General features: G+C 36.4%; 13 protein-coding genes. 6 read left to right on the forward strand and 7 right to left on the reverse strand.

All coding sequences use genetic code 11. The annotated features are described in order from the left end of the window. Nucleotides 1-115: 115 nt before the first annotated feature. From BEN71_RS10035 to BEN71_RS10065, 7 genes are all read right to left on the reverse strand, one after another. Nucleotides 116-2,224 (reverse strand): sensor domain-containing protein, encoded by a 2,109-nt coding sequence (locus BEN71_RS10035; RefSeq protein WP_068975913.1) that lies wholly within the window; start codon nt 2,222-2,224, stop codon nt 116-118. A gap of 488 nt (nt 2,225-2,712) precedes the next feature. Then, the gene (locus BEN71_RS10040) at nt 2,713-3,582 is read right to left on the reverse strand and encodes an MBL fold metallo-hydrolase (RefSeq protein ID WP_068975912.1); all 870 of its coding nucleotides are present in this window, start codon (nt 3,580-3,582) and stop codon (nt 2,713-2,715) included. A gap of 2 nt (nt 3,583-3,584) precedes the next feature. Beyond that, nucleotides 3,585-3,995 carry a DUF6691 family protein gene (locus BEN71_RS10045; protein WP_068975911.1) on the reverse strand — a complete coding sequence of 137 codons (411 nt, stop codon included), beginning with the start codon at nt 3,993-3,995 and terminating at the stop codon, nt 3,585-3,587. 2 nt (nt 3,996-3,997) lie between these two features. Next, nucleotides 3,998-4,414 carry a YeeE/YedE family protein gene (locus BEN71_RS10050; protein ID WP_068975910.1) on the reverse strand — a complete coding sequence of 139 codons (417 nt, stop codon included), beginning with the start codon at nt 4,412-4,414 and terminating at the stop codon, nt 3,998-4,000. A 129-nt stretch (nt 4,415-4,543) separates the two neighbouring features. After that, nucleotides 4,544-4,882 (reverse strand): hypothetical protein, encoded by a 339-nt coding sequence (locus BEN71_RS10055; RefSeq protein WP_068975909.1) that lies wholly within the window; start codon nt 4,880-4,882, stop codon nt 4,544-4,546. 86 nt (nt 4,883-4,968) lie between these two features. Then, nucleotides 4,969-5,715 carry a zeta toxin gene (locus BEN71_RS10060; protein ID WP_068975908.1) on the reverse strand — a complete coding sequence of 249 codons (747 nt, stop codon included), beginning with the start codon at nt 5,713-5,715 and terminating at the stop codon, nt 4,969-4,971. Between the two features lie 6 nt (nt 5,716-5,721). Continuing rightward, a complete protein-coding gene (locus tag BEN71_RS10065) occupies nt 5,722-5,979 on the reverse strand; it encodes a hypothetical protein (protein WP_068975907.1) in 258 nt (85 codons plus the stop codon). A 267-nt stretch (nt 5,980-6,246) separates the two neighbouring features. Here BEN71_RS10065 and BEN71_RS10070 point away from each other — a divergent pair, with 267 nt between their 5' ends. From BEN71_RS10070 to BEN71_RS10095, 6 genes are all read left to right on the forward strand, one after another. Then, nucleotides 6,247-6,558 (forward strand): ArsR/SmtB family transcription factor, encoded by a 312-nt coding sequence (locus BEN71_RS10070; protein WP_068975906.1) that lies wholly within the window; start codon nt 6,247-6,249, stop codon nt 6,556-6,558. Nucleotides 6,559-6,700: 142 nt separating this feature from the next. Continuing rightward, nucleotides 6,701-8,428, forward strand: coding sequence for a SulP family inorganic anion transporter (locus BEN71_RS10075; protein ID WP_068975905.1), 1,728 nt, complete (start codon nt 6,701-6,703; stop codon nt 8,426-8,428). Nucleotides 8,429-8,607: 179 nt separating this feature from the next. Then, nucleotides 8,608-9,804 (forward strand): serine/threonine transporter SstT, encoded by a 1,197-nt coding sequence (gene sstT, locus BEN71_RS10080; RefSeq protein WP_068975904.1) that lies wholly within the window; start codon nt 8,608-8,610, stop codon nt 9,802-9,804. A gap of 68 nt (nt 9,805-9,872) precedes the next feature. Beyond that, nucleotides 9,873-10,550, forward strand: coding sequence for a YoaK family protein (locus tag BEN71_RS10085; protein WP_068975903.1), 678 nt, complete (start codon nt 9,873-9,875; stop codon nt 10,548-10,550). Between the two features lie 13 nt (nt 10,551-10,563). Continuing rightward, nucleotides 10,564-11,097 carry a DUF2058 domain-containing protein gene (locus tag BEN71_RS10090; RefSeq protein WP_068975902.1) on the forward strand — a complete coding sequence of 178 codons (534 nt, stop codon included), beginning with the start codon at nt 10,564-10,566 and terminating at the stop codon, nt 11,095-11,097. 181 nt (nt 11,098-11,278) lie between these two features. Further along, complete coding sequence (locus BEN71_RS10095; RefSeq protein WP_068975901.1) at nt 11,279-13,348, forward strand: TonB-dependent receptor plug domain-containing protein; 2,070 nt, start codon at nt 11,279-11,281, stop codon at nt 13,346-13,348. Nucleotides 13,349-13,370: the final 22 nt, after the last annotated feature.

Here is a 13,370-nt window from a genome sequence, read left to right on the forward strand (position 1 = left end):
CACAAACTTCGTTATGAAATTTAAAAATGGAACCACCATTCTTTTCATTTCATGCCTCGTTTGCTCTATTTTAGCCGACAACGCAAGCCATTTATGAAATGTCAACAGACCCTAATTAAATTAACATTTGTTTAGCATCATCGGCACTGATAGCTTGGCTAAATAGAAAGCCTTGTCCAAATTTACAACCTGCTGCTCTTAAACTATCAAGTTGTTCAACCGTTTCAATACCTTCAGCAATAATATCCAATGATAAAATTGGTCCAAGTTTGGCAATCCCTTCGACAATGGCTTTGATTGACTTTTCTTCATGCATGCGATTGACAAAATTATAATCAATTTTCAATGAATCTACTGGATAATCACGTAAATGGGTCATTGAAGAATGCCCTGTACCAAAATCATCCAAGGCAATCCGTACTCCCGAATTTTTCAACTTTTTCAAAGCACGTACTACATATTCATAACCGCGATCAGCCAGAATATGTTCAGTAATTTCGATTTCAACTAAATCATGTGGAATTTTATAAGCAGCCAAACGCTTCAATAAAATTTCAGCATAATTATCACGCATAAATTCTACTGGCGAAGCATTGATTGAGATCGGAACAACATTAATTCCTTGCGAAATCCACGCTGACATATCAGTAAAAATTTTGTTATGCATGGTTTCACTGATTTTGGTCGCTAACTCAAAATCATTAAAAGCTTCAACAACTGTCGCTGGTGAATGTATATTGCTATCTTCATCACGCCATCTGAGTAAAGCTTCAAAGCCAATGATTGAGCAATCATCCAACTTAACTTTAGGTTGATAAAACGGTTCAATTTGATTATTACGGATAATCTGACGCGCCGTGTCGAGTTGCTTGGCTTTCATTTGGGCAATTTCAAACATATCTACGCCAAACATACGAATGCCACCACGACCACGATCTTTTAAATCATTGAGTGCAGTATCTGCACATTTTAATAGACCAGAACCATCTTTAGCATCTACTGGGTAAACCGACCCACCAATACTCATTCCCCCATTCAGCAACTTACCACTATATGTAATTGGTGCTTCGAGTTGCTTTAAGAGTTTTTTTGAAACATTTATAATTTGTTCATTACTTTCAATATTTTCAATCACAACAGCAAATTCATCACCACCCAATCTTGAAATATAAGCATTTTCATCTAAGCAATGTGCAAGTCGCTTAGACAATACTTTAAGCAAGTGGTCACCAGCAGAATGTCCCAATGTGTCATTAATATGTTTAAAGTGGTCTAAATCGATCAATAACAAACCAATTTGACCACGTTCGTCTTTTGCTTTCGTAATTGATGTTTTTAATTTCTTTTTAAATGCTCGACGGTTCATTAAGCCCGTCATTTCATCAAACTCACTGGTGATACGGAGTTTTTCTTCAGCAATTCTTTGTTTCGTGACATCACGAGATACACATAAAATACTGGTGGTTTGCCCTTCTTCATTCACCACAGGAGTCAGAATATTGTCCCAATACATGGTCAAATTACCAAAGACACTTTTTCCTGCAAAACGAGCATTCTTACCTTTCGCCGCTTGTTTGATTGCTTTCTTGCCTTGTTCACGAACTTCTGGTGGCAATAATCCAAGCCATTCCATGCCAAAGGTTTTGACTTTTTCTTTACCAAGTAAAGCAATACAACCTGATTTGTTCATGTGAGAAACAAAACCATCGGGTGTAATAATTTTGATACAGTCCACACTGACATCTAGCATATCTGTATTAGCACGTAACGACTCACTGGTTTCGCGTAATAACAATGCACGGTCATGAATATTGGTACAAGTTATAGTCCAATCAAATTGTTTACGACCATATTCTGTACTTTGCGCAAGGAGTAAAAACCACTGATAGTGTCCATCTACATTACGGATGCGACATTCTTTTTCAAAATTTTGACCTGTTTTTTGTGCAGTGATCCAAATATTATAAATATGCTCCGCATCTTCAGGATGTAAATATTTAATCCAGTCGGTATCACAGATATTGTTCGACTCAATGCCAATAAATTGTTTGAGTGGAGTATTGCAATACCCCACGCCAAGCTTAGTCATCCACACTAAATGTGGCATTAAATCCAAAGCTTGTTTTACCTCATTGGAAATTTGTGCAACTTTTACAGGAATAGAATTGGCAGACGAATCCACTGGATTCAAATTCGAATCTAGAGGTAAAGTGATACTCGCCATAAATTAATCCTATAAAATCAGCACATTTACAAATATAAACTATTTTATAAAAATGTATATATTTTAAACATGCATATTCGATGACAACCCATAAAAAATGTATTTAAACACTCATATCAAAAATAATATATGATGAATATAACATTTTTACACCAGTTAGTGACATTATATACAGATAAATGTATGGAATCCAATATTCAGACTACGACAATGGTCGAGATTGTTTTTATAAATATTTTTATCTAGTTTTCCATATTTTAAATCATATTTATTATCAAAAACTTAATCTAGATAAAAATAAGAATAAATTAATTATTAATCAAAAATAAACAATATTTTTTGTTTTTTAAATTTTATTACAAAATATTGTACTCAATATGAAATTCCTATAAAAATATAATTATATTCATAAAAACATTATGCTTTTTTATAAAACTTTGAATCATGCTTAATTTACATTCATTTAATTAACTTAATGTGCCTAAAAATCATCCATTAAAATAATTTAAAGGTAATTTTAAATAACGTAAACCATTGACTTCTGGTTCAGGAAATTTGCCACCATCCATATTAATTTGAATTGCAGGTAAAATTAATTTCGGCATAGATAATGTTGCATCTCGTTGTTCACGCATGCTGATAAAATCTTGTTTGGTAATGCCTGTATGAATGTGTATATTTTCATCACGTTGAGTTTTAATCGTGGTTTGATATACATAATGTTGTCGTGACTCAGGCAAATAATCATGACATAAATACATCCGCATATGATCTGGAAGTTTATAGATTTCATTGACTGAATCAAATAACTGAGAAGCACTGCCCTTTGGAAAGTCACAACGTGCAGTCCCATAATCAGGCATGAATAAGGTATCTCCAACAAATACAGCATCACCAACCACATAGCTTAAACACGCAGGTGTATGCCCTGGCGTTGGAATATTGTACGCATCCATTTCACCAATCATAAAATGTTCATGATCTTTAAATAAATGATCAAACGATTGATGAGAATTTAGCGCTTTAATATCGATGTTATAAATCTTTGAAAAAATATCTTGCACAATAGTGATTTTTTCGCTCATGGCGATTTGACCACCTAACTGTGCTTTTAAATATTGTGAAGCAGTTAAGTGATCTGCATGCACATGTGTTTCAAGTATCCACTGAACTTTAAACTGATTTTTATTGATATAGGCAATAATTTGATCTGCATGTGTCGTCTGCGTTGTTGCTGATGAGGCATCATAATCCAAAACACTGTCAATAATTGCACAATACTGAGTTTTAGGGTCTGTTACGACATAACTAAAGGTATTGGTATTTTCATCAAAAAAATCTTGAACCAGTGGATTCATCATTATGCTCCAGCAACTTTACGGTGAATCAAAACCCCAACTAACATTGCAATAATAAAATATGCAGCTTGATAATATCCCAAACCAATCAAAGTAAAAGCAGGTGCTGGACAAATCCCCGCAATTCCCCAACCGATTCCGAAAATAAATGCACCTGAAAGTAGTTTTTTATCAAGTTGATTATTCTTTGGTAAATCAATCGGTTCATTGAACACTGTTACGGGTTTGCGGATCGCTAACTGAAACGGGATAAATGCAACAAGAATTGCACCAATCATTACAAATGCTAGACTTGGATCCCACTGTCCAAATAGATCAAGGAAACCGATTACTTTTGCAGGATTTGACATGCCTGAAATCATCAAACCTATGGAGAATAAGCCACCGAATACGAATGCTAGAATATTTTTCATGATCAAGCTCCTATCACATGGCGCATCACATAGACAGTCATAAATCCTGCGAGCATGAATGTACAAGTTGCGACGATTGAACGAACAGATAAACGACTCATTCCGCAAATACCGTGACCACTGGTACAACCTGAACCCAAGCGAGTCCCAAAACCGACCAACACCCCTGCGACGATCAATAAAATGGGTTCTGAATGCACCATGACAATTTCAGGCTTAAAAAATAGACCATACGCAAATGGCGTAATAAATAAACCCAATAAGAACCATAAAGCAGGGGTTTTAAACAAGCTTTGTGGATTCAGCACTTGTGCAATCAAGCCACTAATCCCTGCAATACGACCATTTACAAATAAATAGCCAACCACTGCGAGTCCAAGAAGAATCCCTCCTAAGAAGGCAAGTACAAAACTGTGCATCGATATAAACCAATAACAATATATGTTTTTATAATATATATTTAATTTAATTATTCAATCTTATTTTTGTATAAGTCTATACTTTAAAGTGCATACATTCTAAATCTACAAGTAGAATCAGCTTTATTTTTACGCTTCACCATTATTTTTTTTAAAATAATTTTTTAAACGTATGGATAAAAGATCAACGACTTCATTTTGCTCTGAATGTGCGATTAAATCTTGAAGTTGCTGCACATTTAGGCTTTCTATCAAATGTAATATTGCCCATTCCACGCCAAAACAACCTATATTACTTGGTGGAGAAAGCTTAATTAAACGCTTTGCGATTTCTAAAGTTATTGGTAATTCAAAACTTTGTAAGTGCTGATCAAATTCCTCTAGTGGAAAATCATCTACATCTTGGCTACGCTCTGGAGGTAATTGCCCTATTTTTTCAAGTTTAGAGATCAAATCTAAGTTATTCATTCCAAGTTCTCTGACTATAAATGGTTGCTTTATTAAAACTTCATAAAATGATCTTTGGTGTTTAAATGTATAGAAAATTTTCTATTTTAACTAAATTCATCCAAGACTTTTTCAACAAACCATTTTGGAAACAACTCAACCGCAGGATTTAATTTTAATACTTCTGCTTTTTCAATCTCTGCAATAAAAGATGCTTTTTCACCATGACTAGAATTGTCAAAAATATAAGCGCGATCTGATGCTTCAATCGCAGACATGAGTAAATCCAAACTTCGATAATAGCGCTCACGAATCTTTTGTTCAGGTACAGCATGCCCACCTGTATTGACTCGATAATACACACGTCCAATATTAATCTCAGGATCTACTGTCGCGACATAGTACAAATAGGTTTTAAAACCATGCTCCTGTGCTTCACGTAAAAATTCAACCTTGCTGATATGTGACATCACCGTTTCAAAGGTAAAACTGATTTTTAGACGTAAAAATTCAAAACGAATAAAATCAATAATCCGTGCACATAAATAGGAATCTATTTCCTGAATTTCAAAAATGATGAGGCTATCGTCAATGATTTTTGGCTCGGTCGATAATAAAGGAATGAATTTCTGATCTTTTTTGCGCTTTTTTTGTTTTAAAAATTCTAACAATGCTGATGCAGATAAATCACGATGAAAATCATCCAAAGCCAAACTTTGCGTTGCATAAAGCTGCTTTTCTAATTCATCTGCATTTAAGTACGCCCCGATTTGATGGGGCGCTAAATATTCTTTAATGGTGCTTTTACCTGATCCATTGGGACCAGCAAACATTCTTATTCTCGGTTGACGCATAGAACCTTATGCCATCACCTCTTGTTTTTTCTTACGTTTCAAAACACTACGCTTTAACTTTGGATCGACATAGGCATCTGAAAGATCTTTAACAATATGAATCTGACCATCCACCCGTTCTACGAGCTGTTGATTTTGAGCATAAGTTACTTTTACAGTTGAATGGGTCGCTTGCACAAAAGACTGTGCAAACGCATCTACAGCAAGCATCGGAATCGTTGCTTCCTCACGTAGTGTGGTTTTCATCACTGTAAATGTACTCATTATGTATATTCCAACTGTTTTTAAAGCTGTTCTCAACATATTATCATAAGTAGACAATTTGTCTATTTATTCAACGAATCAGTAATAAACTCATTATTTAACGAGAAAAAAATGAGTTTCTGGCTTATTCAAAATTGTGAATAAAATAGCCTGAATTGTTATATAGATAAAATTGATTTAGAACTTCATCAAAAAACATAAAGTTAGTATCATGCGATGATGATAGACACAGTTATAATAGCGTAAATAATCAGGGAACCGTTATATATGTCTAATGATCTTGAAATTGATGTAATGCGTGAATCAGCATCATCCGTTGTGACTATTTTAAAATCTTTAGCCAATACAGATCGCTTACTCATTTTGTGTCATCTTGCTCAAGAAGAGCTGAATGTTTCGCAAATCGAAGAAAAAACTCAAATCAATCAGCCTACATTATCCCAACAGCTCATGATGTTGCGTAAAAGTGATGCTGTATCTACTCGCCGTGATGGAAAGCAAATTTATTATTCCATCAAGGATGAAAAAATGACGGTAGTATTGACCACTTTATATGACTTATATTGCCCTAAAGTTTAACTTTGAGATATTTTCATTTAGATTAAGCAACAGACTAAATTTATACTAAAAACAAATTGTTAACTCCTTAAAGGATTATTTTAGCTGTTTTCTTAGCATTTTTTCTGCATAATATATATGAAAATGTGATAACAAAGCACTCATGTCTGACTCCAAGATTCATCTCAGTAAAATTTTTCCTGCTTGGCAATGGCTTCAAGATTATTCAAAGCCAAAATTTCGAGCTGATTTACTCGCAGCATTAATTGTCATTGCCATGTTGGTTCCGCAAGGCATGGCGTATGCGATGGTTGCTGGCTTACCTCCTGTAACAGGCTTATATGCCAGTATTTTACCGATGATTGTGTATGCAATGGTGGGTGGAAGTCCGACACTTTCAATCGGTCCAGTTGCGCTGATTTCAATGATGACCTTTGCAACACTTTCTCCCCTATACGAAGTTGGATCACCTGTTTATATTCAAGCGGCATGTCTTTTAGCACTTTTGGTTGGCATACTTTCGACCTTATTGGGTATTTTCCGTTTTGGTTTTCTCATTCGTTTAATCAGTCATCCTGTGATTAAAAGTTTTATTATTGCTTCTGCGGTATTAATCGCATTGAGTCAGGTCAAATTCCTCGTTGATGTTCCTTTAAAATCTGGAAATGTGGTTGAATTTATACACAGTGCTTGGCAATACCTCAGTTTAACCAATCTTCAAACCTTGGTTTTTGGCTTATTCGCAATTCTATTTTTAATTTATGCACCAAAATTTTTAAATAGCGACCTATTTAAATCTTTTGCGCATTCAATGCCTTTTTTAATCAAAGCACTACCCTTATTTTTGGTTTTTATTTCAATTGCTTTGGTACATTTTCTGCATATAGATCAATATGGGATTAAAACAGTTGGGGAAATTCCTTCTGGTTTTCCGCCTATTTCCATGCCGTTTTGGAGTTGGGACTTGCTGGTGCAGTTATTGCCAGGTGCAGCCATGATCACCATGGTCAGTTTTGTTGAATCTATTTCGATTGCGCAAGCCACCGCTTTTCAACAACGTAGTGAATTAAATAGTAATCAAGAACTCGTTGCGCTGGGTTTAGCCAATTTTAGTGCAGGAATTACGGCTTCCTTCCCTGTTACGGGCAGTTTATCTCGTACAGTCGTCAATGCAGATGCAGGAGCCAGAACACCGATGGCAGGTGTATTGTCCTCTATTTTCATTGTGATCGTTAGCTTATATTTCACAGGTGTTTTTAAAGAGCTCCCTTTGGCAATACTGGCAGCAACAATTATTGTTTCGATTTGGAAGTTGGTGGATTTTAAGCCCTTTGTCGATTCTTGGCGCTATTCCAAAGCAGATGGAATTGCCATGTGGGTGACATTCTTTGGTGTTTTGTGTATCGATATTTCAACAGGTCTAATCATTGGTATTGTTTCGACGTTTCTATTACTGTTATGGCGAATCAGTCGTCCACATATCGCCGTGATTGGTTTGGTTGAAGGTACACAGCATTTCCGTAATATTTCACGTCATGATGTGTTGACCAGTACCAATATCGTGTCGATCCGTATTGATGAAAACCTAACTTTTTTAAATGCCAATACGCTCAAAGAATTTGTCATTTCAGAAGTGAGTAAACATCCAGATTTGCACCATGTTGTGATCAATTGCTCAAGTATTAGTAATATTGATTTGAGCGCACTTGAAACCTTAGAAGAAATTAATAATGAGTTGAATAAACTCAATATTCTAACCCATCTTTCTGAAGTCAAAGGTCCTGTGATGGATCGCTTAAAACAATCAAACCTCATTGATGAGTTAAGCGGTAAAATTTATTTAACTCATTATCAAGCGATGCATGAGTTAGATGCACAAACATTCTGTTAATTTTAGATTGAATTTGCTTAATTAATAAGCAATATTAAAGCTTGATTTTCAAAAAACCTACATGTTTTTTAATATCTTAGTTTTTACAAAGCATTTGTATGATTTAAGTTATTCATTTTAGGTATAGAATAGTCAGCTTGTTCATTGATTTTAGACCAATTTAGGCAAAAAGGTTCAACATGTTTGCTGCCCTAGCACGTTTAAGTTTAGTCACACGTATTATTATTGCCATTATTCTTGGTTTTATAGTGGCGTTTGCATTTCCAAGTTCAGCTGAATATTTCAATATTTTAGGTGAATTATTCATTAAGGCGTTGAAATCTGTTGCGCCAATTTTGGTCTTTGTATTGGTACTTGCCTCTATTGCCAATTTTAAAGTCGGTAGTGGTGCGGGAAATTTAAAACCTATTTTGGGTTTATACACCATTGGAATGTTACTTGCTGCAATCAGTGCAGTGATCGCAAGTACGATATTTCCAAGTACATTGGTATTTACCCATGCCTCTGATGCGGCTTTGCAACCACCAGGTAGTGTAGCTGAAGTTTTAAAGAATTTACTTTTAAGCTTTATTACCAATCCTATTACAGCTTTACATGAAGCAAACTTCATTGGGATTTTAGCTTGGGCTGTGGGTTTGGGTGCTGCATTACGTCATGGTTCAGATACTACCAAGCGTGTGATTACAGATGTTGCAGATGCAGTAAATTCAATCATTCGTATTGTGATTGCTTTTGCACCGATTGGTATTTTCGGTTTAGTTGTGGCAACTTTTGCACAAGCTGGACTCGATACTTTGAAAAATTACGCACAATTGATTGCAGTTCTAGTTGGCACAATGTTCTTTGTGGCTTTGGTAATCAATCCATTGATCGTGGGTTTCGTCATGCGTAAAAACCCATACCCTTTGGTTTTAAAATGTTTAAGAGAAAGTGGAATCACCGCATTCTTCACTCGTAGTTCGGCTGCCAATATTCCAGTGAACTTAGACTTGGCGAAACGCTTAGGTGTTAATGAAACCACAGCGAACGTTGCGATTCCATTAGGTGCAACGATTAACATGGCAGGTGCTGCTGTTACAATTACGGTGCTTACCCTTGCTGCTGTACATACGCTAGGTATTCAAGTTGATGCTGTGACCATGATTATTTTATCCGTGGTTTCTGTAATTACAGCATGCGGTGCTTCTGGTGTTGCTGGTGGTTCATTATTATTGATTCCGATTGCTTGTGGTCTGTTTGGTATCCCTTCTGAAATTGCTATGCAAGTAGTTGCAATTGGTATGGTGATCAGTGTGCTTCAAGATTCAACTGAAACTGCATTGAACTCTTCTACTGACGTCTTATTTACAGCAGCGGTAGATCTTTCTAAAAAGTAGTATATTGCGCTGTGAGTAGTAAATGTTCTATTCACAGTCTCAAAAGTATATGAAAAATAGAAGTTACTATGCCTTTACAACATTTACCCGTCTGGATTCAACTTGGTGCTTTCATGCTTGCAGTCAATGCAGGCATGATTAATGTTTTAGGTTTAATCACCGTTTTACATCAGTCTATCTCTCACATGACGGGGAATGCCAGTCTGCTTGCTCAAGCGCTGATTCATCAACAGTTTGATATACTTATTTATCTAACGCTGATTCTGCTCAGTTATATACTGGGTTCAAGTTATAGTGGTTTTATCTTGGGCAATAGCCATTTTGAGCTTGGGCGTCGTTATGGCGTACCACTCAGTTTGGTCGGCATTTTTATTTTCCTATGCTGGTTATTTATTCCCAATTACCCGAAATATGCCCTACTTTGGGCAAGTGCTGCGATGGGAATGCAAAATGCGATGGTTAGCCATTATAAAGGCACGATTATTCGTACAACTCATCTTTCAGGTGTTTTAACTGACCTCGGATTGGCTTTGGGTTATTATTTCCGAGGATTCTCAAGTGAAAAACGCCGTGTCATACTACATTTGCTTATTCTTTTTGGATTTATTATCGGTGGAATGATTGCCACCATCATTCATCCTTATTTACAATTGAATGCATTTCTTATTCCCGCAGGCTTAAGTTTGAGTTTAAGTCTGGTGTATTGGTTCATTTATTTTCGGCATGGTTCGAAACATCATTCATAGTTGGTTAAGTGTTATGGTCAAAAATGCATTGCAAGCACAGTTATTAAAAGCTGGCTTAGTTGACAATAAAAAGGCAAAAAAATTGTCAAAACAGGCTCAACATGAGCAACGCACTGGTCAAAGTAATGAAGCGGAATTAAAAGCAAAAATTGAGCAAGATAAACAAGAAAAAATTTCTAAAGATCAAGCGTTAAACCAAGAGAAACAAAAGGTTTTAGATGAAAAAGCCTTAAAAGCATCGATCATTCAAATGATTGCACAGCATAAAATTAAAGATACGGATGGTGAAGTTGTTTATCAATTTATTGATGGTACGATTAAAAAAGTTTATTTGAATCAGCAAATATATAATGCTCTTGTTTCAGGTAGCTTAGTGATTGCCAAAGAAAGTGATCATTATGCATTTTTACCAAAAGCTTTGGCAGAACGTATCAATGAGAAAATGACCGGCTTTATCATTAGCACCAATGCAGAGAAAAATGAACAAGTTACAGATGAAGAAGATCCATACGCAGCCTATGTCATTCCTGATGATTTAATGTGGTAAATCCCCTTTAAAATCGCAGCGTCTTATTCAGCCAATTATTTTCGAATGATTGGCTTTTTTACGCCCGATTAAGAATATAAATACAATTGATAATTATTTAGTATTTCTTGTGATCTCCACAATATTTCTCCACAATTTTCGGTTAACCTTACGCGAAATTACATAAACGGAATTCTGCAACATGCACCGTACAAAACTTTACTGGGGTACGCTCAACACATTAAGTATCGCTATCTTTGCGATAAATTCAGCAAGTTTTGCTGAAGATCTTATCGCTGAAACTCAACAACCAACCAATAATACTGCCGAACAACCACAACAATTAAAAACCATCGTAGTGACAGGTTCGAATGCACAACCCAAAGATCCAGATATCAGTGCTGTTGCAAAAACTATCGTAACACGTGATGAAATGCTGAAATATGGCGATCAATCAGTCAACGATGCGTTACGTCGTGCAGCAGGTTTCCAAATGCCGACGCCTGGACAAGGTCCTCGTGGTGGCTCAGGTAGTATGCGTTTCCGTGGTGGTGGTGCGCCAATTTTCCTGATCAATGGTGAACCTGTACAAGGTGGTCCGCGTGGTGGCATGTCGGTCGTCGATTCAATCACCCCAGAAATGATTGAACGCATCGAAATCACCAAACAACCGAGTGTTGCGCAAGCTTCAGTTGCCTCTTCTGCTGTGATTAATATCATCCTAAAAGAACCATTAGATGATGCACGAATTAGCGGTTCGGTAAAATTAGGCTACGGACTCACTGAATCAGATAAAAAAGAAGAAGAACGTAAGAATGTCAGTGTGCAAGCGGATGGACGTGATGGTGCATGGATTTATAGCGTATCAGCTAATCAAATGTGGAATGACTCAACCTCAACGACTGAGGTTGAAAATGCCAATGGTATTCGCCAACAAACTCGTAATACTGATCGTACCAGTACCATGTTTACACCACGTGTAGAATATCAATTGGATGATCAGCAAAAATTAGTGGCTGAAATTTTCTATCGTAATAATGAAACAGATGGCAATAGCGGCAATCAAATTCAAAATGATAAGAATGACAGTATCCGATTGAATACGCGTTATGAGCGTAAAGATAAAGGCGACTCAGACAAAGTCCGTTTTACTGTAGAAAAGCAGAATGAAACTGAGTCAACCAAGTCGAGCCAATATAGTTCTTATATTGATGAAACAGTAACAGAATATGGGCTTGCCTACGACGGTGTACGTAAGTTTGATGAAACAAAACAAGTTAAATTTGGCGTGGATTCTCGTTTTAATGAGCTTGAAAGTAATATTGCAGAAACTCTAGATGAACAACGCTATGCGCTTTATTTAGAAGGCAGTTGGAAATTCACACCACGTCAAACGATTACTTTGGGAGCGCGTCAAGAGTGGTTGGATCGTTCAGGCTTAGTTGAATATACTGATCAAAATTTTAGCCCTGTACTTGCACACCGCTTTGATTTTACAGATACATGGTCATTACAAACCAATATCAGTCGTGCCGTAAAAAGCCCAAATAGCAATAATTTAATGCCAACGGTATCCGTATCGACCGATGCCGATGCAGGAACAATGAACAATCCTGATCGTGGTGGTAATCCAAACCTTTTGCCAGAAAAAATTACCGCATTTGAAACTACTTTAGGCTATAACATGGAGTCTGGTGGTGTAAATATTACAGCCTATCATCGTGATATTGATGACTATATTGAAAAAGTCATTCGCCTTGAAAATGGTCGCTATGTCGAGCGCCCTTATAACCAAGATCAAGCCACAACCTATGGTGTAGAGCTTGCAGGACGTTATGCATTAAAACAAACGGCAAAAGGTCACTCACTGATGTTAACAGGTCAAGTATCTACAGTACGTGCCAAAATTGAAGATGCTGATCACAATGAACGCTTAGTCAGTGATGTAGCACCGTATACCGCAAGTACAGGGCTTTCTTACAACTTTCAGCCGTGGCGTCTTGCGACCAGTATCAATGTTAATTATACCCCAGAATTTACACGTGCCTTAGACTATCTGCCTTATGACCGTACCAGTAATGAACGTGTCAATGTTGATATTAGTGCAACCAAACGCTTTGACAAAGGTTGGGCTACAACGTTCAGCGCACGTAATATTTTAAGTACCGATTATAAAGAACGCTTGAATCATCAGTCTGATGGTAGTTTGTACGAAGCACGTGTGAATGATGCGATTCCAAGCTTCCTATTTACCGTAGAAAAGAAATTTTGATTAAAAAATTAGAGTGCTTGTA

Origin of the sequence: Acinetobacter wuhouensis, from assembly GCF_001696605.3 — a bacterium.
GTDB lineage: Bacteria > Pseudomonadota > Gammaproteobacteria > Pseudomonadales > Moraxellaceae > Acinetobacter > Acinetobacter wuhouensis.

Excerpts from the sequence above, each read along its gene's own strand:
- BEN71_RS10060 (WP_068975908.1), bottom strand. The coding sequence starts at position 5,715 with ATGCGTCAACCGAGAATAAGAATGTTTGCTGGTCCCAATGGATCAGGT.
- BEN71_RS10095 (WP_068975901.1), top strand. The coding sequence starts at position 11,279 with ATGCACCGTACAAAACTTTACTGGGGTACGCTCAACACATTAAGTATC.
- BEN71_RS10070 (WP_068975906.1), top strand. The coding sequence starts at position 6,247 with ATGTCTAATGATCTTGAAATTGATGTAATGCGTGAATCAGCATCATCC.
- BEN71_RS10065 (WP_068975907.1), bottom strand. The coding sequence starts at position 5,979 with ATGAGTACATTTACAGTGATGAAAACCACACTACGTGAGGAAGCAACG.
- BEN71_RS10075 (WP_068975905.1), top strand. The coding sequence starts at position 6,701 with ATGTCTGACTCCAAGATTCATCTCAGTAAAATTTTTCCTGCTTGGCAA.
- BEN71_RS10085 (WP_068975903.1), top strand. The coding sequence starts at position 9,873 with ATGCCTTTACAACATTTACCCGTCTGGATTCAACTTGGTGCTTTCATG.
- BEN71_RS10090 (WP_068975902.1), top strand. The coding sequence starts at position 10,564 with ATGGTCAAAAATGCATTGCAAGCACAGTTATTAAAAGCTGGCTTAGTT.
- BEN71_RS10040 (WP_068975912.1), bottom strand. The coding sequence starts at position 3,582 with ATGAATCCACTGGTTCAAGATTTTTTTGATGAAAATACCAATACCTTT.
- BEN71_RS10035 (WP_068975913.1), bottom strand. The coding sequence starts at position 2,224 with ATGGCGAGTATCACTTTACCTCTAGATTCGAATTTGAATCCAGTGGAT.
- BEN71_RS10055 (WP_068975909.1), bottom strand. The coding sequence starts at position 4,882 with ATGAATAACTTAGATTTGATCTCTAAACTTGAAAAAATAGGGCAATTA.
- sstT (WP_068975904.1), top strand. The coding sequence starts at position 8,608 with ATGTTTGCTGCCCTAGCACGTTTAAGTTTAGTCACACGTATTATTATT.
- BEN71_RS10045 (WP_068975911.1), bottom strand. The coding sequence starts at position 3,995 with ATGAAAAATATTCTAGCATTCGTATTCGGTGGCTTATTCTCCATAGGT.
- BEN71_RS10050 (WP_068975910.1), bottom strand. The coding sequence starts at position 4,414 with ATGCACAGTTTTGTACTTGCCTTCTTAGGAGGGATTCTTCTTGGACTC.